We start from the raw sequence: 17,491 nt of genomic DNA, 5'->3' as shown, positions 1-17,491 counted from the left end.
CAATAGAAAGCGTAAGAAGGAGGGTAAAAGCTGGCAGAAGCAAACGATATGTATGGGAGCATTTATCAAAACTTACTGGACGCAGGCTGTAACCAGCAGACAGCAGATCAGTGTATGGTGTTGGTAAAAGAAAACCGATTTACAGATATGATGCAGATACTCGCAAGGTATAGAAAGACTTTGCTTAGTTCCCTCCATAAAAGTCAGAAGCAGATAGACTGTCTTGATTATCTGCTTTATAAAATTAAAAAATTATAACAAGGTAAAGGAGAATGAAAAATGGAAAACAAGGATACCAGAACATTTGAGATTAACCCTGAGATTGAGATGAAAAAAGTCCGTTTTACAAACCGCTATGGCATTACGCTGGCGGGCGATTTATATCTGCCGACTCACTATGAGGATAAGAAAAATCCGGCAGTTATTGTTGCAGGACCCTTTGGTGCAGTAAAAGAACAGGCTTCCGGTCTTTATGCGCAGGAGCTGGCTGCCCGTGGTTTTGTCAGCATAGCCTTTGACCCGTCCTTTGGCGGAGAGAGCGGTGGCGAGGTACGAAACACGGCATCACCGGATATATTTACGGAAGATTACAGTGCGGCGGTGGACTATATCGGTCTGCTCCCCTATGTAGACAGGGAGCGGATTGGTGCAGCAGGCATATGTGGCCTTTCGGGCATGGCAGTCACTGCCGCAGGAACGGATACCAGAATTAAAGCGGTAGCTACGTTCTCCATGTACGATATGTCCCGTGATATGAGTAAGGGACACATGGATTATTACACGGAGGAGCAGAGAAACAAGATTAAGAAATATCTCGGAGAACAGCGTTGGAAAGATGCAGAAAACGGTACATTTGCATTGGGCAATCACGAAATTGCTTTTGATGAGGATAATGAGCCGATTACAGGAATGATGGAAATTCCGGAGGAACTGCCGGCGGGTGCTGATCCTGCATTTGCAGCTTTCTACAACTATTATGCAGTAAGGGCGAAACACCCTCGTGCTGTGAATTTTGTATCTTCATGGATTGCAACCATGTCCGTGTCATTTTGGAATTTTCCGCTGATGGCGAATATAAAAGAGGTATCTCCCCGCCCGATTTTGCTGGTTGCCGGAGAAAATGCACATTCCCGTTATTATTCGGAAGATGCCTACGCCGTAGCGTCAGAACCGAAGGAGCTGGTCATTGTTCCGGGTGCGGATCATGTGGATTTATATGACAATATGGAAAAGATTCCGTTTGATAAGCTGGAACAGTTTTTTAACGAAAATTTGAGATAGAGGAGGATTTTTAGATGAGTACAACAATACCCAAAATTGCATTAGGAGACTGGTCTTGGGGTGCAGGAGCCGCCGGAGGGGATCAGGTATTTGGAAATCATTTATTCGAGGCAGAATTAAAGCCTGTGTTTGAGAAAGCAATGGAGTGTGGACTGAACCTGTGGGATACGGCAGCGGTTTATGGGGAAGGGACATCGGAACGTATTCTTGGCAGCTTTGTGAAGGATGTGCGCCGGGACAGCATTATCCTTTCCACAAAATTCACGCCGCAGATAGCCGGCAGTTCGCCGGATGCCATGCAGGAAATGATTGACGGTAGCAAAGAGCGTCTGCATACCGATGTGATTGATGTTTATTGGATACACAATCCGATGGATGTTGAGAAGTGGACGCCTGATTTTATTCCGTTGGCAAAAAGCGGACAGATTAAGACAATCGGCGTTTCCAATCACAACCTTGCAGAGATAAAAAGGGCAAATGAAATTCTTGCGGCGGAGGGCTTGAAAGTTTCTGCGGTGCAGAATCATTACAGTTTGCTGCACCGTTCTTCGGAGTGTGCAGGTATCCTTGATTACTGCAAGGAGAATGGCATTACATTCTATTCCTATATGGTGCTTGAACAGGGGGCGCTTACCGGACGGTACAGTGAGGAAAATCCATTCCCGGAGGGAACTGGAAGGGGAGAGGCTTATAACCCGTATCTGAAAGAACTGACAGCATTGATTGATGAAATGAAGATTATTGGTACACGTTTTGATGCCAGCCCTGCGCAGGTTGCGACGGCGTGGGCGATTGCAAAAGGCACGCTCCCGATTATCGGGGTAACGAAAGTTCATCAGGTTGAGGAAGCTGTAAAGGCAGCACAGATAGAGCTGACTGCTGATGAGATCAGCCGTTTGGAAAGGCTTGGTGATGAAACGGGTGTCCATACGCTTCGGGAGTGGGAAAAGGAGATGTAGACCGTGACAGTAAAAGAAGTGATAGACGGATTTCGGGAAGGGGCAGAAGAAAATGCCGAGGGTGATGCGTATGCAAATGAACTTTTTCAGGAAGCTGTCCGCATTGGAATGGAGCTGAATACGATGTACCATACACCGGAGGAGCTTCGGGAGATTATGGGCAGGCTGATCGGAAAAAAGGTAGACCGTTCTTTTCGGATGTTTCCCCCGTTTTATACGGATTTTGGGAAAAACATTACCATCGGGAAAGATGTCTTTATCAATTCAGGATGCCACTTTCAGGATCAGGGCGGGATTGAAATTGGGGACGGTGCATTGATTGGCCATAATGTTGTGCTGGCAACGATCAACCATGATCTGAATCCAGAGGGACACAGAAAAAATCATTATGCGCCGATAAAGGTTGGCGCTCATGTATGGATTGGCTCTAACGCAACCATATTGCCGGGAGTAACGATTGGCGATTGGGCGGTGGTTGCTGCAGGAGCCGTGGTTGCACGGGATGTGCCTGCCATGACAGTAGTGGGAGGAGTTCCTGCAAAAGTATTAAAGGTTATTCGGGAGGAGGAACGATATGAAACGGCTGTTTAATATTATGCTGGCTGTTCTGCTTATGGTTATGTTATCAGCCTGTGGAAAACCGGATTCCTCTGCGGATAAAGTATCGGAGCAGTATAAACAGACAGAAGATGCAGAGACAACAGAGCAGGCAGAACAGGAGCAGTCAGCGGCATCGGAAACTATACGGACTGAGGTACAGACGGAAAATAATCTGACTGATGAACAGGAACAGCAGATGCAGGGAGGTGACAATACAGTGACGGCGGATATTTCTTTTAACTTTGAAACGAAGACAGTTTTATTAAACAGCGGGTATGAAATGCCCATATATGGGATTGGCACATACAGTCTGACAGGAGATACCTGTGTGGAGTCTGTCACGGCAGCATTAAGCAGCGGAGTCCGTCTGATTGATACTGCCTATATGTACCATAATGAGGAAAGCGTGGGAGAGGCGGTCAGAAACTCCGGCATACCGAGGGAGGAAATCTTTGTTATCACGAAGCTGTACCCAAACCAGTTTTCTGATCCGGAAGCTGCGATTGAGGAGGCACTTGCCAAGTTAGATATAGACTACATTGACATGATGCTGCTCCACCACCCTGGAACGGGCGATGTAGATGCTTACCTGGCAATGGAAAAAGCAGTTGCGGACGGAAAAATCCGCTCGCTTGGTTTATCAAACTGGTATGTGGAAGAACTGGAGGAATTTTTACCACAGATAAACATTACGCCTGCTCTGGTTCAGAATGAGATACACCCGTATTATCAGGAAAACGATGTGATCCCGTACATTCACAGTCTGGGGATTGTGGTACAGGGCTGGTATCCGCTTGGCGGCAGGGGGTATACGGCGGAACTGCTTGGAAATGAAGTCATTTCGGAAATTGCGGCGGCACATGGGAAGTCATCAGCACAGGTTATTCTCAGGTGGAATCTGCAAAAGGGTGTCGTAGTCATTCCCGGCTCCAGCAATCCCGATCATATTCAGGAAAACACGGAATTGTTTGACTTTGAGCTGACGGAGGAAGAAATGGAGCGGATCAATGCTCTTGACCGTGGCGAGAAGCATGATTGGTATTAAAAATTTTGTGAAGTGGAGGTAGCATATGAAAGTTTTAGCGATTAACGGTAGCGCAAGGAAAGACGGGAATACAGCAATCCTTATTAATACGGTATTTGAAGAATTGCATAAAGCAGGAATTGAAACGGAGATGGTGCAGCTTTCCAGTACAGTCATTGAACCCTGTAAGGCTTGTTGGGCTTGCGGCGGGCGAAAAAATTGTGTGCATAAAAAGGATATGTTTCAGGAAATCTTTGAAAAGATGACGCAGGCTGACGGGATAATTCTTGGTTCTCCGGTTTATACAGCAAATATTTCTGCGAATATGCAAGCATTTTTAGAGCGGGCATCGGTAGTGACAGATATGAACAGGGATGCGGATTTACTCAAATATAAAGCAGGTGCGTCCGTTACAGCAGCCCGCAGGGGTGGTGCAATTGCTGCTATTGATGCAATGAACCATTTTTTCATGCTGCAGAATATGTTTGTGGTTGGATCTTCTTATTGGTCTATGGCTTATGGACAGATGCCGGGGGATGTGCAGAAGGATGAAGAGGGAATGGAAACTATGAGAAATCTTGGCCGGAATATGGCGTATCTATTGAAGGCACTGGGAGAAAGGCGGCAATAAGATGAAAAAAGGGATTTGCATTTTGCTTTCACTTTTTCTGCTTCTTTTTACGGCTGGATGTGGAAATAAGGATGACGGAAACGGAGTGGAGAATATTCTTCAACAAACAGACGGGCAGGAGGGACAATCTACAGATTATGAACAAGGGGGTTCTGGAACAGAAATTCAGGAGTCATCAGAAGCGGTTTCAGAGCCGGAACAGGAGTCTGATATGGAAACAAAAATTTTAGTAGTGTATTTTTCTGCTACCGGAACAACAAAGCCATTAGCAGAATATGTGGCGGAAATTCTAAAGGCCGATCTTTATGAAATAGTACCGGAAGACCCTTATACGGAGGAAGATTTAGCATATTATACGAATGGCCGGGCAGATCAGGAGCAGAACGATTCTTCTGCACGCCCTGCAATTTCTGGTGGTGTGGAAAACATGGAAGAATATGATACCATCTTCCTCGGTTATCCTATCTGGCATGGGCAGGCTCCCCGGATTATCAGTACTTTTCTGGAAAGCTACGACTTTTCAGAAAAAACAATTATTCCGTTCTGTACTTCCCATAGTAGCGGTATTGGTTCCAGTGCAGATAATCTTCATTCTTTGTGTTCTGATTCTACAGAATGGCTTGAAGGCAAGAGATTTGCAGGTGAAACTTCAAGAGGAACAATTGAAGAATGGCTGAGGGATACGGGACTATCAAAATAAAGATAATTTTGATAATAATAGTAGACTAACTATTAAAGAAAGTCAAGTATAAAAACAAAATTAGAAAAAGTGGCAATGACTTTTCATTGCAGTCAGTACCTTGAAAACTGCATGACAATAAGAGCATCTTTGCAGGTGCTCTAAAAAGAGGATATTTGTAGATCAGGTTAAGAGGCTGATTTGTATGCTTGACCTGATTTTTCCATTGCAAAAATAGTTCTAACAGGTTTTTTTGCTGCATGGGATAAAGCAACATTGTAATGCTTCCCGTCAGAACGCTTCTTTTCAAGATATGCACCGAAGGATTCATCCCAGTGGCAAACATATTTTGTCGCATTGTAAAGCGCATATCGAAGATATCTGGAGCCACGTTTCTCCATGTGGGAGTAACCGTTATCCAGCTGTCCGGATTGATAAGTGGAAGGAGACATTCCGGCATAAGCCAGTATCTTATCGGCTGAATCAAAACGGTGAAAATCGCCGATTTCGGCGATGATCATTGCGCCCATCCGGTAGCTGATGCCGGGAAATGTATTGATACTGTTTTATCTTCTTTGACGGATAATCCTGGATTTGCCGCAGGAATTGCAATTCCTGTTATTCTCTTAAACTATTACAGCGTGACGCTGGCAGAGTATGTATCATCTACGGCCACAGGCTCTGCAGCAGCGCTGATTGTGGCAGCTGTTATTCTTGGATTTGTCATACGGTATTTGACAGGAAATGATAAACCGACTTTTGGAATTTAAAACTTTTGTTCTGCATATTTCCAGATCCGCCGAAGAAAAGGCCAAAGTGAAAGAGGAGGGGCCTTCAGAAGAAGCAGATACGTCGGATGATTATGAATCGGAGGAAGAATCTGTGCCTGCTTATGTACGGGTCGGTGAGTCTCAGATTATCTATGAGATCACAGAAACGGAATATGAATTGTTAATGGATGCATCTCAGAAATCCCCATTACAGGATTTGTATGAAGCAGATATTGAATAAACATATAAAGAAATTTGATTTGAAATGTGTTGAAATGCAGGAGTGGCTGATGAAGACAGCCTGCCGGACTGGAAATAAAAGAACGGTTAAGCTGTTTTTGCATACAGGAATCAGGGAGCAGGATATTGTCTGTTTTCAGATGCTCCGGAAACAGTATTCAAAATGACGGACGATTTTAAATGGGATATGACAGAGCCGGATGTTGTAATCGAACATCCCGCTAATACTTTTCATATAATCCCATTAATGCACCCCGTTTTCCTTTTGCAGCTTCATCTATTAATATCTGCAACCTTCCTTTCAAAATTGGATTTATGGTTTATATACTGAAATGATCATTGCTTAATTGATACAATCGACAACAATATAATATGGGGAAAACCATAGAAAATAAAGGCTTTCGGAACATTTTGAGTGACCGGAGGCCTTTATTGTTTTTTTGATCATGGCGGAAGTAAGAGTGCAGCGTGTTCAGATTTGAACCCTCTGGATGTGGACTTGAATCTCTTTAAAACAAAATCAAACGGTATGGTTATATTGCTTAAAAGGCATAAAAATGTTATAATATTATCTGTAAAGCATGGATAAAACTGAAAGGAACTTGCATATGGAAATTAGGGTTCTTCGCTATTTTCTTACCGTAGTCAGAGAGGAAAGTATTACAAAGGCCGCAGAAGTCTTACATATTACACAGCCGACGCTTTCACGCCAGCTTGCACAGATGGAGGAAGAGATTGGTGTCAGGTTGTTTGACAGGGGGACACGGAAGATTCGGCTGACGAATGAAGGTCTCCTGCTCCGCCGCCGGGCAGAGGAAATTTTACAGCTGGTTGATAAAACAGAAAAAGAATTGATAGAGCAGGAAGAACAGGTAGAGGGAAAGATTTCTATTGGATGCGGGGAAGTTGCTTCTGTGCAGATGCTCTCGGATTTAATTCGGAATTTCCATCAGAGATATCCCCTTGTTACTTTTGATCTGTTTACAGCGACTGCGGATCTGGTAAAAGAACAGATGGATAAGGGGTTGCTTGATTTAGGATTGCTCCTGGAGCCGATTGAGATGGGGAAATATGAGTTTATCCGCCTGGACATGAAAGAAAGATGGGTAGTTTTGATACCGCCGGATGATCCGCTTGCAGAGAAAAAGTATGTCACGGCAGGCGAACTGGCAGATTTGCCGTTGATTCTTCCGCGAAGGATACAGGTGCAGAGTGAATTGGCAAGCTGGTTTGGGGACTATTATAAAAGTCTGAATGTTATGTTTACCAGTAATTTGAGTACCAACGGTGCAGTCATGGTAAGCAGGGGACTGGCATATTCTCTGGTCATTGAGGGTGCGGTTCCTTTTTGGGATTCATCAAAGATTGTCTGCAGGCCGCTGTATCCGGAGCTTATGGCAACGTGTGTTTTGGCATGGAAACGGGATCAGCCATTCAGTCTGGCGGCGACAAAATTTATAGAATACGCAAAATGCTTTTTAAGCATGGGTGAGTCATAAAAACTAAGTATTTGATATGCGTTATGTATATAATTATAATGTAAGTGCAGGGACGAGGCAGGAAGCTTTGGAACCGCACTTACATTTTTGTTTTAGGAGGGATCTTTTTCTTGGAACCAGATATCTATGCCCTTTCCAAAGCCGGATTCAGTAAAGAGCAGATTGAGAAAATAACCAGATGCGATGATAAGGAGATACAGATACGGATGCTGCGGAAATGCAGGTATCAATTACTGGATGAAATACATGGAAAGCAGCAGTCTCTTGATGAGATTGATTATATCATCTGTAAAATGAAAGAACAAAAATAGAAAAGTCGGAATCAGAAGGCGGAGAGAAAGATCAGGCAGTGAACAATATTCTGATTGTTTATTTTTCACGTTGGGGAAATACAGATTATCCGGATAATGTGGATGCTACCACTTCAGCCAGTATTGTGCCTGATGGAGATGGGCGGTATGGTAAGACAGAGTATATTGCAGGCGAGTCATGCAGTGGTTTCTATGGATGGTATTGCGATTGAAGCAATTGGCGATATTACATTAGATGGTGTTCTGTATGATACGACACTGGCAGAAGATACTTTTTCGCTGGTACGGTAAAAAGCAACACCCCAATATTTAGAGAATGGGATTATGCTAATAAAAAATTGGAGGATGTGAAATTTACCATGTATGTGTCAGTTATTTCTACAGTTGCGGTGCGTCTGCTTTTGTCGTATCTGCTGAGGATTACCATGCAGATGGGTGTGATTGGGATTGCCCTTGCCATGATATGTGACTGGATGGTCAGGGCTGTTCTGTTTATCTGGAGGGAAAGAACCGGAAAGTGGAAAACTTTTCAGGTGATCAAATCATAAATTTATGGAGGTAATTGAAATGAGCAAAAAAATGTTAGTAGCATATTTTTCAGCAAGCGGCGTGACAGCCAAAGCAGCATGGAAGCTGTCAGAGGCAGCAGGCGCAGACTTGTATGAGATTGTGCCGGAGATTCCTTACAGCAGGGAAGATCTTGACTGGATGGATAAGAAAAGCCGTAGTAGTGTGGAAATGAATGATCCCGCATTCCGCCCTGTGATTGCCGGGAAAATGGAAGATATGGACCAGTACGAAGTGGTGTTTGTCGGGTTCCCCATATGGTGGTATGTTGCGCCGAAAATTATCAACACATTTTTGGAAAGTTATGATTTTTCTGGTAAAACGATTGTGCCGTTTGCCACTTCCGGCGGAAGCGGGATGGGGAGTACAAATGAAAAACTTGCGCCGAGCTGCCCTGGTGCGATTTTACTGGAAGGAAAAATGCTGAACGGCGTGGTGGCACAGACAGAACTGAAGGCATGGGCAGAAAGTCTGTGAAAATGGATGACGTGCAGGCACCTGGGAATGTGGCTCAGATGGCAGCATGGATTCAGCAGGAAACGATCAATAACTGGCTGGAAGAAATCGGATATTAGGGAGGAAAAATTCATGCAATACCGTAAAATGCCGAAAGGTGCGGAGCAGATCAGTGTTTTGGGGATTGGCGCCAGTTCTATTCAGGCTTCAGGCGAAAAGGAAATTGAGGAAATCATGGATACAGCCATTGAGAACGGTATTAACTTTTTTGATATGGCATCGTCGGAAGCAAAGCCTTTTGCGGCCTATGGGCGTGCAATAAAGGGTAGGCGGGATAAGGTATATTTTCAGATTCATTTTGGTGCCAGCTATGAAACAGGAGCTTATGGATGGACAACAAATCTGGATACTGTCAAGCGTTCTGTTGACTGGCAGATGAAGGCGCTGCAGACCGATTATATTGATTTCGGATTTATACATTGTATTGATGAACCTGCGGATCTGCGAAGCATAGAGAAAGCCGGGATCATCCGTTATATAGAGGAACTGAAAGAGGAAGGCGTGGTACGGCATATCGGTCTTTCTTCCCATACGCCAGAGCTTGTAAGTAAAGTGCTGGATATGGGAATTCTGGATATGCTGATGTTCAGCGTCAATCCCGCTTATGATTATGCCGGCGCAGCGGATTATGAAACAGACAGCTATGCAATAGGAAGCGTGGCTGAACGTATGGAATTGTACCGCCGCTGTGAGACGGAAGGAGTGGGCATTTCCGTTATGAAGGCTTTCAGCGGTGGGCAGTTATTGGATGCAAAGACTTCTCCTTTTGGCAGGGCATTGACAGAATATCAGTGTATCCAGTATGCTCTGGATAAACCGGGCGTTTTGACGGTACTTCCCGGTGTCCGTAATATGGAAGACCTGAGAAGGGTCCTTGGTTTCTGTAATGCTGCACCGGAAAAAAAGGATTATTCTGTCCTTGGTTCCTTTGCACCACAGAGAGTCATGGGAAAGTGTGTTTACTGTAACCATTGTCAGCCCTGTGCGGCAGGTCTGGATGTGGGGCTGATTAATAAGTATTATGATCTTGCCCGGTCAGGCGATGAGCTTGCAAGAAACCATTATGAAAATCTGGCCGTCAAAGCAGAATCCTGTGTCCGCTGCGGGCATTGTAACAGCCGATGTCCGTTCCATGTGGACCAGGTGGCAAGGATGCAGGAAATTGCAGATTATTTTAACTAAGGAGGACAGGGAAAATGTCAAAATCAGGCAAAATATTATAAATATAGTAGCTGACAACGACAGAAAGGAAAACGATGCAGTATACAAATTTAGGAAAATCGGATTTGAAAGTGTCCCGCATCTGTATGGGGTGTATGGGATTTGGCGATGCGGCTGTCGGACAGCATAGCTGGACGGTGGATGAAAGCAGGACGAGGGAGATTATAAAGCATGGTCTGGAGCTTGGCATCAATTTTTATGATACGGCGATTGTCTATCAGAATGGAACCAGTGAGCAGTTTGTCGGGAAGGCACTCCGGGATTTTGCAAAGCGTGATGAATATGTGATTGCCACAAAGTTTACCCCGCGTACACAGGAAGAAATTGACTCCGGGGTCAGCGGGCAGCAGCACATTCAGAATTACCTGAATAAGAGCCTTGAAAATCTCGGCATGGATTATGTCGATCTCTATATTTACCATATGTGGGATTACCATACCCCGTTGGAGGAGATTATGGAGGGGCTAAACAATGTCGTAAAGGCAGGAAAGACCCGTTATATTGGTATTTCCAATTGTTTTGCGTGGCAGCTTGCCGGGGCGAATTATTACGCAAAGTCACAGGGGTTTGCGGAGTTTGTATCCATCCAGGGGCATTATAATCTGATTGCCCGTGAGGAAGAACGGGAAATGGCGCCTTTCTGTTATTCAGAAAATATTGCCATGACGCCATATAGCGCGCTGGCAAGCGGAAGGCTGTCCCGCCACCCCGGAGAAACTTCAAAGCGGCTGGAGCAGGACGTTTATGCGAGGTTCAAATATGACGCTACGGCAGAGGCTGATGGAAGGATTATACGGCGTGTGGAAGAAATCGCGAAGAAAAGGCGTGTTTCCATGACGGAGGTTTCTCTTGCGTGGCTTCTGACGAAGGTGACAGCGCCTGTGGTGGGAGCAACAAAAATTTCCCATGTGGATGGCGCGGTAAAAGCGGTGGAGTTGGAGCTGACGGAAGCCGAAACCCGTTATCTGGAAGAGTTGTATGTTCCCCATGCCCTTGCGGGAGTTATGGCACAGAACGGAAAACAAAAAGCAGGAAATGTGGTATAAATGACAGGAGGATAAGACGAATGGAGAAAATTGTACAGACAGCAGGAAAGATGCAGTTAGGCGACTTCGCACCGGAATTTGCCCATTATAATGACGATGTGCTGTTTGGGGAAAACTGGAACAATCAGGATATTGACCTGAAAACACGATGCATTGTAACGATGGTGGCGCTGATGTCTTCTGGTATTACGGATTCTTCGCTGATTTACCATCTGGAAAATGCAAAGGCACATGGTGTGACGAAAGCGGAAGCCGCAGCGATCATCACCCATGCCGCTTTTTATGCAGGATGGCCAAAGGGCTGGGCGGTGTTTGGTCTGGCAAAGGATGTGTGGAAAGATGAGATGGCAGGTGAGGATGCAAAAGCTGCCCATGCGGCCAAGATGGTGTTTCCTGTCGGCAAGCCTAATGATGGCTTTGCACAGTATTTTACCGGACGAAGTTTCCTTGCCCCGCTTTCCACATCACAGGTTGGGATTTTCAATGTGACATTTGAGCCGGGATGCCGCAACAACTGGCATATCCACCATGCGGATAAAGGCGGCGGGCAGATTCTGGTCTGTGTTGCAGGGCGTGGGTATTACCAGGAAGAAGGAAAAGAGGCGCAGGAACTCCGCCCCGGAGATGTTGTCAATATCCAGGTGGGTGTAAAGCACTGGCACGGCGCGGCAAAAGACAGCTGGTTTTCGCATCTGGCGGTTGAAGTTCCTGGTGAGAACGGTTCCAATGAATGGCTGGAAGCGGTAGACGATGGAACGTATAACAGTCTGAAGTAAAGTCCGGATCAGAGTAGATAAAGAAGCAAGGAGGAGAAAATCATTTGGGCGAGGAACTTTCTAAATACGGAAAATGTCCAGTTGGGCTGTCATTACAGCGCCGCATGGGATTCCAAACATAAGGTGGTGCTGGAGAGCGGGAAAACGGCGAGGCTGCTATTTACGCTGCAGGAGATGCAGAAGGGGCGGGATATTTTGAATGAGTTTACAGCTGCTTTTCCATAACATCGGACAGCTTGCTGAAATAAAGTGAAAAAACAGGAGCCCCATCTCTGGGACTCCTGTGGCGCATCAGTATTATTTTTTGAGCTGTAAGCCGTCTTTGAATGCTTCCCCTACCCTTTCGGTCACCTTATAATAGCCATGTGTATAAGGATCAAAGGCGATTGCGTTTACCAGGGACATATCGACCTTGTCACCGGCCATGACACTCTCGTCTGCTGTGACATTTACCACTCTGCCGATGACGCCGCATCCGTATTCCCCGTCCTGGTATTCAATAAACTCACATTCAAGACAGAGAGGGAATTCGTTGATGACAGGTGCGTCTACAGTTTCTGCCTTACTTGCGGTCAGGCCGCTGTTCTCGAATTTGCCTGCAACCCGGTTGCCGGATTCAACACCGAAATAGTCAGCTTCCACCACATGGGCTGCATCAGCGATGCTTACCGTAAAAGCGCCCCTTGCCCTGATATTTTTTACGGTCTTGTGCGTTTCCGTCAGATTGAGGGCAACATTGCCTCTTTCCTGCATGGTGCCCCAGGCAGCATTCATGACATTTACGCTGCCGTCTTCGTTATAGGTTGCTACCATTAAGACCGGCATCGGGAAGATGCCTTCTGTTATGCTGAGTTTCTTTCTCATTGTGATTACCTCGTTTCTATATGGGATTGACAGAACCAGCGTCTGTGCATATAATTGTAGCAGGTAACGAAAAAAATACAAGTACTATCTTAAAGGAAAGTGTAAGATGATAAAGAATTATATTGGCGAGGCGAATTTTGAGGATACGGGATTCAGTTATACGTTGTCCCTGATATCCGGCAAACACAAAATGGTCATCCTTTACTGTCTGATGGAGTTTGGCGTTGTCAGATTCAACGAGTTGAAACGGTATCTGAAAAATGTGTCAGACAAAACACTCAGCGGCAATCTGAAGGAACTGGAGGCGGACCGGCTTATTATCAGAAAAGAATATCCACAGATACCTCCAAAGGTGGAATACAGCCTGAGTGACAGGGGCAGGTCCCTGATGGATGTTTTGGATCAGTTATGTGTCTGGGGCGAAAATAACAGGGAGTAACCAAAATGGCACTGGTTTTTTGAAAATCCAATATAGAATGAAAGATATTAGAATAAATGTAGCCAATCATCTCACATTGGTCGGTTAGTATATCGGGGAGGGGCAATTTTGAAGCAATGAATGAAAATGCAGGAGCTTTCCCTGTGATACGATTATGACCAGGCCGCGCTCCACTGTACCTGATAAGGATTGGCTTGCGTGGAAGAAAAGCGAGAGCAACGGGTGAAGGAATATATAACCAATTTGCCCGTTGAGAACGTGTACTTTGTATATAAGGAGTAAACCATGGATTTTGAACAACTTGCAAAAATAGAAAATGAAAGTGAACGTGTGAACAGAACCTATGATATATTTAACGAGGATACAAGGCTCAGTCATTCAAAGGCCGCACGTGTGGAATTTTTAACAAATGTTCACTATATAGAGAAATACCTGAAAAAGGGAGACAGGATACTCGATATTGGCGCAGGTGCAGGCGAATACAGCCTTTACTTTGCACGTAAAGGATACGAAGTGTCTGCCCTTGAACTTGCCGATGCCAATATTGCCGCTTTCAAAAAGAAACTGATACCCGAAGATAAGATGGACCTGGTTCAGGGCAACGCCCTTGACCTGTCACGCTATGAGGACAGGTCATTTGACATCGTGCTTCTGTTCGGTCCCCTTTACCATTTGGAAAATGATGGGGACAAACAGAAATGTATCATGGAAGCAAAACGCGTCTGTAAAGACGGGGGCAAAATTTTCTTTGCTTTTATCTCAAACGACTTTGTTTTTCTTACTGAATTTGAATATGATGTTAATTATTTTTCAAATGGTGATTACGACAAAGAAACCTTCCGGCTCAACAACTTTCCGTTTGTGTTCCATACGGTTGGTGCTGCCAGAAAACTTCTTGCAGATGGCGGCGTAAACGTGTTGCACGAGGTAGCATCCGATGGCGCAAGCGAGCTTTTGGCGGCAGGGATTAACGAAATGAGCGAAGAGGACTACGCGCAGTATCTTCGTTATCACTTTTACATCTGTGAAAAGCCGGAATTGCTTGGCATGACCAACCATCTGCTTTTTGTAGGAGAAAAGAAATGACAAAAAAGACCATTGGTAAAAAATATCGGGGAAAATCGAAAAACAAAGGGTTTTCGACACATTTGACGTGTCCGGAAATCCTTATTTTCTTTGGGATTGTAACAGGCAATGGAAATGCCTGGATATGATACAGAGTTTATTTCTGATAAAAGTTAATATGTTCTGACACGAAAGGAGAAATAAAATATGTGGTTATTGTTTGCTGTATTGTCATCTTTATTTGCTGCTCTGACATCAATACTTGCCAAAATCGGAATTGATGGGGTGAATTCCAACCTTGCAACGGCAATCCGTACATTTGTAGTGCTTGTAATGGCATGGGGAATGGTTTTTCTTACGAACGCACAAACTGGCATAAGTGAGATTGGAAAGAAAAGCTGGGTGTTTTTGATTTTGTCCGGACTGGCAACAGGCGCTTCCTGGCTGTGTTATTACAGAGCATTACAAATGGGGGAAGCATCAAAGGTTGTGCCGGTTGATAAGTTAAGTACGGTGATTACTATCCTGTTGGCATTTTTGTTCCTGCATGAAGATGTTACGCCAAAATCCATTGTTGGATGCATCTTAATCGGAACAGGAACATTGCTTATGGTACTGTAAACTGGCTGAGTTCCAAAAGAATATGAAGATGTATTATCAATGGGGCTCAGGTTATCATCCGGGATATTCCCAAAACAACAGTTCTGTTATTTTTCTTCCGGGAATGTAAAAAAGTTCACAGTTTCCGGTCTTTTTTCCGTATATTTTCCAACAGTTCTTTTCCTTATAAAAACTGAAAATCCCCGGAAAGTGTCATATGGGCACCTTCTGGTATGTTGTAATGGGTGTTTTGACTTTGGATTCTAAAGATTGCAATGCCCTGGTCAGAATGTCGAAAAAGTGAATAAAAACTCGTTTTTTGATGAATTGCAGGTGGATTGACGCTGTCCGGAATCCTGTTTAAAATATTTAAGGGGTGAGGTGGATGGATAAATTAATGGTTGCATTGGGAAACGCTGTTCGCTCAGCGAGAAGGACACAAAATTTATCTCAGGAAGCGTTGGCGGAGAAGATTGGCGTTTGTAAAAGAACCATTTTAGATATTGAAAATAATACGGGGAACCCTAAATTTGAAATTTTGAGTATGCTGGTGAGGGAATTAAATCTGCCCCTTTATCAGGTTTTTTATCCGGAAGTGAGAGAAAATCTGGATATGAAACATGTACTTATGGAGGAACTGAGCTGCTGCTCGGATTATGAGATGAAAATTATCCTGTCTATGGTAAAAAGCCTGCGGTATACCCTGAGAAGTGAACAGTGCAAAATTGTTTCTGATATATATGACATATAATTTTTGTTTGAGGTAATGGGATGCAAAAGACAGATTACAGAATATGCAGAGCATGTAATGCAAAAACTGACAGGAAACTTCTGAAGGAGAATTATTTCATTTGTCCGGAATGCGGCGGCTATCTGAGATTTCATGCAGATGAGAGGATACAGTCTCTGGCTGACGAGGAAAGTTTCCGGGAATGGGATCAGAATCTGGAACTGGATGTTTCAGGGATAGAAGATGCCTATGCGCAGAAACTGGCAGAGACTTCGGAAAAGTATAATCTGAAAGAAGCTGTTATCACAGGAGAAATAAAAATCAACGGGATTTCCGCGGCCATCGGAGTGATGGATTCAAGATTTTTAATGGCAAGCATGGGGTATGTGGTAGGCGAAAAAGTTACACGTTTATTTGAGCGGGCAACGGAAAAAAAATTACCGGTTATCTTGTTTTCCTGTTCCGGAGGCGCCCGTATGCAGGAGGGAATTATTTCCCTGATGCAGATGAGCAAAACCGCCGCTGCGGTACAGAAACACAGTGAAGAAGGGCTGCTGTATATTTCTGTACTGACAAATCCCACCATGGGCGGGGTGACAGCCAGCTTCGCAATGCTTGCGGATATTATATTTGCTGAAAAAAGTGCAGTTGTAGGTTTTGCAGGCCGAAGAGTGATAGAACAGAATGTGGGAGACAGGCTGCCGGACGAATTTCAGACAGCGGAATTTCAGGTGGCCCATGGATTTGTGGACGAAGTTATGCTGCGGGAAGAAACCAGGGACAGGCTGGGGCTGCTTTTGGAGCTGCACAGAAAAAACGGAACTGCCAGATACCGGAAGTGGAACATAAAACCGTTGACGGTCAGAAAAAACAGAACATGCCTGACTCCCTGGGAAAAGGTGAAATATGCCCGTTCAGCGGACAGGCCCATGAGCAGAGATTATATCGACAGGCTTTTTCAGGTATTTGTGGAATTAAAAGGCGACAGGATTTCCGGGGATGACCATGCTGTGGTGGCCGGAATTGCAGAATTCCATGGTCAGGCAGTGACTGTCATCGGTCAGGAAAGAGGGAAAAAAAGCCTGAAAGATGCGGTATACAGGAACTGGGGAATGATGCTGCCCTGTGGTTACAGAAAGGTATTAAGGCTGATGAAACAGGCGGAGAAGTTTCACAGGCCGGTTATATGTTTTATAGATACCATCGGCGCAGCCTGCGGAAGGGAAGCGGAAGAAGCAGGTCAGGGCACCATGATTGCAAATCTCCTTGAGGAGGCCGCAGCCATTAAAGTGCCCATACTGTCTGTTCTCATTGGAGAGGGATACAGCGGAGGCGCATTGGCCCTGGCTGTGGCCAACGAGGTGTGGATGATGGAAAATGCAGTTTATTCCATCCTGTCTCCGGAGGGCTATGCAAGTATTCTGTGGAAGGATAACAGAAGGGCAAAAGAAGCGGCGAGAGAAATGAAAATGGAAGCAGATGATTTATGCAGGCTGCAGATTGTGGATAAGGTGATAGAAGAAAAAGAAGCAGTAAACAGCAGAAATATAGATTGTGTGTGCAGGGTGCTGAACAGAGAAATACTGCAGTTTATGGAGAGATACAGCAATAAGAGTGAGAAGGATATTGTGGACGAAAGATACCGGCGCTACAGAAAATACTGATACGGCATG

Annotated in this window: 22 protein-coding genes and 1 pseudogene; 21 read left to right on the top strand and 2 right to left on the bottom strand. The window is 44.8% G+C overall.

Features of this window, described 5'->3' with window-relative positions; translation table 11 throughout:
• Window positions 1-279: 279 nt before the first annotated feature.
• The 6 genes from C805_RS19170 (at window position 280) to C805_RS19150 (ending at window position 5,195) form a co-directional block, all read left to right on the top strand.
• Window positions 280-1,281, top strand: a complete 1,002-nt coding sequence (locus tag C805_RS19170; protein WP_016215637.1) for an alpha/beta hydrolase — start codon at window positions 280-282, stop codon at window positions 1,279-1,281.
• A gap of 14 nt (window positions 1,282-1,295) precedes the next feature.
• On the top strand, window positions 1,296-2,240 hold the full coding sequence (locus tag C805_RS19165) for an aldo/keto reductase (RefSeq protein WP_016215636.1): 945 nt from the start codon (window positions 1,296-1,298) through the stop codon (window positions 2,238-2,240).
• 3 nt (window positions 2,241-2,243) lie between these two features.
• A complete protein-coding gene (locus tag C805_RS19160) occupies window positions 2,244-2,831 on the top strand; it encodes a DapH/DapD/GlmU-related protein (protein ID WP_016215635.1) in 588 nt (195 codons plus the stop codon).
• Entirely contained in the window at window positions 2,815-3,885 is a 1,071-nt protein-coding gene (locus tag C805_RS0106130; RefSeq protein ID WP_016215634.1) for an aldo/keto reductase family protein, read from the top strand. The genes C805_RS19160 and C805_RS0106130 overlap by 17 nt, the downstream gene beginning before the upstream one ends.
• 25 nt (window positions 3,886-3,910) lie before the next feature.
• Window positions 3,911-4,495 carry a flavodoxin family protein gene (locus C805_RS19155; RefSeq protein WP_016215633.1) on the top strand — a complete coding sequence of 195 codons (585 nt, stop codon included), beginning with the start codon at window positions 3,911-3,913 and terminating at the stop codon, window positions 4,493-4,495.
• A 211-nt stretch (window positions 4,496-4,706) separates the two neighbouring features.
• Window positions 4,707-5,195: a flavodoxin gene (locus C805_RS19150; RefSeq protein ID WP_155957652.1), complete on the top strand. Its 489-nt coding sequence runs from the start codon at window positions 4,707-4,709 to the stop codon at window positions 5,193-5,195.
• 167 nt (window positions 5,196-5,362) lie between these two features.
• Here the strand turns inward: C805_RS19150 and C805_RS19145 are convergent.
• Window positions 5,363-5,734 (bottom strand): annotated as a pseudogene (locus C805_RS19145) (transposase); the annotation flags it as partial.
• A gap of 15 nt (window positions 5,735-5,749) precedes the next feature.
• On the opposite strand from C805_RS19145, the gene C805_RS0106125 reads away from it, so the two are divergent.
• From C805_RS0106125 to C805_RS19100, 10 genes are all read left to right on the top strand, one after another.
• Window positions 5,750-5,944, top strand: coding sequence for a hypothetical protein (locus tag C805_RS0106125; RefSeq protein ID WP_022751303.1), 195 nt, complete (start codon window positions 5,750-5,752; stop codon window positions 5,942-5,944).
• Entirely contained in the window at window positions 5,934-6,185 is a 252-nt protein-coding gene (locus tag C805_RS19140) for a hypothetical protein (RefSeq protein ID WP_022751302.1), read from the top strand. The genes C805_RS0106125 and C805_RS19140 overlap by 11 nt, the downstream gene beginning before the upstream one ends.
• A gap of 607 nt (window positions 6,186-6,792) precedes the next feature.
• Window positions 6,793-7,683 (top strand): LysR family transcriptional regulator, encoded by an 891-nt coding sequence (locus tag C805_RS19130; protein ID WP_016215628.1) that lies wholly within the window; start codon window positions 6,793-6,795, stop codon window positions 7,681-7,683.
• A 110-nt stretch (window positions 7,684-7,793) separates the two neighbouring features.
• A complete protein-coding gene (locus C805_RS19125; RefSeq protein ID WP_016215627.1) occupies window positions 7,794-7,994 on the top strand; it encodes a hypothetical protein in 201 nt (66 codons plus the stop codon).
• 147 nt (window positions 7,995-8,141) lie between these two features.
• A complete protein-coding gene (locus tag C805_RS26500) occupies window positions 8,142-8,285 on the top strand; it encodes a hypothetical protein (protein ID WP_022751300.1) in 144 nt (47 codons plus the stop codon).
• 56 nt (window positions 8,286-8,341) lie between these two features.
• A complete protein-coding gene (locus tag C805_RS19120; protein WP_242832699.1) occupies window positions 8,342-8,542 on the top strand; it encodes a hypothetical protein in 201 nt (66 codons plus the stop codon).
• Window positions 8,543-8,561: 19 nt separating this feature from the next.
• Window positions 8,562-9,038, top strand: a complete 477-nt coding sequence (locus tag C805_RS19115; protein ID WP_016215624.1) for a flavodoxin — start codon at window positions 8,562-8,564, stop codon at window positions 9,036-9,038.
• Between the two features lie 111 nt (window positions 9,039-9,149).
• Window positions 9,150-10,259: an aldo/keto reductase gene (locus tag C805_RS19110; protein WP_016215623.1), complete on the top strand. Its 1,110-nt coding sequence runs from the start codon at window positions 9,150-9,152 to the stop codon at window positions 10,257-10,259.
• 74 nt (window positions 10,260-10,333) lie between these two features.
• On the top strand, window positions 10,334-11,344 hold the full coding sequence (locus C805_RS19105; RefSeq protein ID WP_016215622.1) for an aldo/keto reductase: 1,011 nt from the start codon (window positions 10,334-10,336) through the stop codon (window positions 11,342-11,344).
• A gap of 20 nt (window positions 11,345-11,364) precedes the next feature.
• On the top strand, window positions 11,365-12,120 hold the full coding sequence (locus C805_RS19100; RefSeq protein ID WP_016215621.1) for a carboxymuconolactone decarboxylase family protein: 756 nt from the start codon (window positions 11,365-11,367) through the stop codon (window positions 12,118-12,120).
• Window positions 12,121-12,417: 297 nt separating this feature from the next.
• On the opposite strand, the gene C805_RS19095 is transcribed toward C805_RS19100, so the two are convergent.
• A complete protein-coding gene (locus C805_RS19095; RefSeq protein WP_022751295.1) occupies window positions 12,418-12,984 on the bottom strand; it encodes a flavin reductase family protein in 567 nt (188 codons plus the stop codon).
• 106 nt (window positions 12,985-13,090) lie between these two features.
• Here C805_RS19095 and C805_RS19090 point away from each other — a divergent pair, with 106 nt between their 5' ends.
• From C805_RS19090 to accA, 5 genes are all read left to right on the top strand, one after another.
• The gene (locus tag C805_RS19090) at window positions 13,091-13,423 is read left to right on the top strand and encodes a winged helix-turn-helix transcriptional regulator (RefSeq protein WP_016215619.1); all 333 of its coding nucleotides are present in this window, start codon (window positions 13,091-13,093) and stop codon (window positions 13,421-13,423) included.
• A gap of 285 nt (window positions 13,424-13,708) precedes the next feature.
• Window positions 13,709-14,509, top strand: a complete 801-nt coding sequence (locus tag C805_RS19085) for a class I SAM-dependent methyltransferase (protein WP_016215618.1) — start codon at window positions 13,709-13,711, stop codon at window positions 14,507-14,509.
• A 186-nt stretch (window positions 14,510-14,695) separates the two neighbouring features.
• Complete coding sequence (locus C805_RS19080) at window positions 14,696-15,109, top strand: EamA family transporter (protein ID WP_016215616.1); 414 nt, start codon at window positions 14,696-14,698, stop codon at window positions 15,107-15,109.
• 364 nt (window positions 15,110-15,473) lie between these two features.
• Window positions 15,474-15,839 (top strand): helix-turn-helix domain-containing protein, encoded by a 366-nt coding sequence (locus tag C805_RS19075; RefSeq protein ID WP_022751294.1) that lies wholly within the window; start codon window positions 15,474-15,476, stop codon window positions 15,837-15,839.
• A 20-nt stretch (window positions 15,840-15,859) separates the two neighbouring features.
• Window positions 15,860-17,482 (top strand): acetyl-coenzyme A carboxylase carboxyl transferase subunits beta/alpha, encoded by a 1,623-nt coding sequence (accA, locus tag C805_RS19070; protein ID WP_016215614.1) that lies wholly within the window; start codon window positions 15,860-15,862, stop codon window positions 17,480-17,482.
• Window positions 17,483-17,491: the final 9 nt, after the last annotated feature.

It is taken from the genome of Eubacterium sp. 14-2 (assembly GCF_000403845.2).
Lineage (GTDB): Bacteria > Bacillota > Clostridia > Lachnospirales > Lachnospiraceae > Petralouisia.
Note: the sequence above shows the minus strand (reverse complement) of the source record. Positions and strands in the feature narration are given on the sequence as shown.

Excerpts from the sequence above, each read along its gene's own strand:
- C805_RS19110 (WP_016215623.1), top strand. The coding sequence starts at position 9,150 with ATGCAATACCGTAAAATGCCGAAAGGTGCGGAGCAGATCAGTGTTTTG.
- C805_RS19080 (WP_016215616.1), top strand. The coding sequence starts at position 14,696 with ATGTGGTTATTGTTTGCTGTATTGTCATCTTTATTTGCTGCTCTGACA.
- accA (WP_016215614.1), top strand. The coding sequence starts at position 15,860 with ATGCAAAAGACAGATTACAGAATATGCAGAGCATGTAATGCAAAAACT.
- C805_RS0106130 (WP_016215634.1), top strand. The coding sequence starts at position 2,815 with ATGAAACGGCTGTTTAATATTATGCTGGCTGTTCTGCTTATGGTTATG.
- C805_RS19100 (WP_016215621.1), top strand. The coding sequence starts at position 11,365 with ATGGAGAAAATTGTACAGACAGCAGGAAAGATGCAGTTAGGCGACTTC.
- C805_RS19085 (WP_016215618.1), top strand. The coding sequence starts at position 13,709 with ATGGATTTTGAACAACTTGCAAAAATAGAAAATGAAAGTGAACGTGTG.
- C805_RS19090 (WP_016215619.1), top strand. The coding sequence starts at position 13,091 with ATGATAAAGAATTATATTGGCGAGGCGAATTTTGAGGATACGGGATTC.
- C805_RS19130 (WP_016215628.1), top strand. The coding sequence starts at position 6,793 with ATGGAAATTAGGGTTCTTCGCTATTTTCTTACCGTAGTCAGAGAGGAA.
- C805_RS19165 (WP_016215636.1), top strand. The coding sequence starts at position 1,296 with ATGAGTACAACAATACCCAAAATTGCATTAGGAGACTGGTCTTGGGGT.
- C805_RS19105 (WP_016215622.1), top strand. The coding sequence starts at position 10,334 with ATGCAGTATACAAATTTAGGAAAATCGGATTTGAAAGTGTCCCGCATC.
- C805_RS19150 (WP_155957652.1), top strand. The coding sequence starts at position 4,707 with ATGGAAACAAAAATTTTAGTAGTGTATTTTTCTGCTACCGGAACAACA.
- C805_RS19115 (WP_016215624.1), top strand. The coding sequence starts at position 8,562 with ATGAGCAAAAAAATGTTAGTAGCATATTTTTCAGCAAGCGGCGTGACA.
- C805_RS19170 (WP_016215637.1), top strand. The coding sequence starts at position 280 with ATGGAAAACAAGGATACCAGAACATTTGAGATTAACCCTGAGATTGAG.
- C805_RS19155 (WP_016215633.1), top strand. The coding sequence starts at position 3,911 with ATGAAAGTTTTAGCGATTAACGGTAGCGCAAGGAAAGACGGGAATACA.
- C805_RS19075 (WP_022751294.1), top strand. The coding sequence starts at position 15,474 with ATGGATAAATTAATGGTTGCATTGGGAAACGCTGTTCGCTCAGCGAGA.
- C805_RS19095 (WP_022751295.1), bottom strand. The coding sequence starts at position 12,984 with ATGAGAAAGAAACTCAGCATAACAGAAGGCATCTTCCCGATGCCGGTC.
- C805_RS26500 (WP_022751300.1), top strand. The coding sequence starts at position 8,142 with ATGGTAAGACAGAGTATATTGCAGGCGAGTCATGCAGTGGTTTCTATG.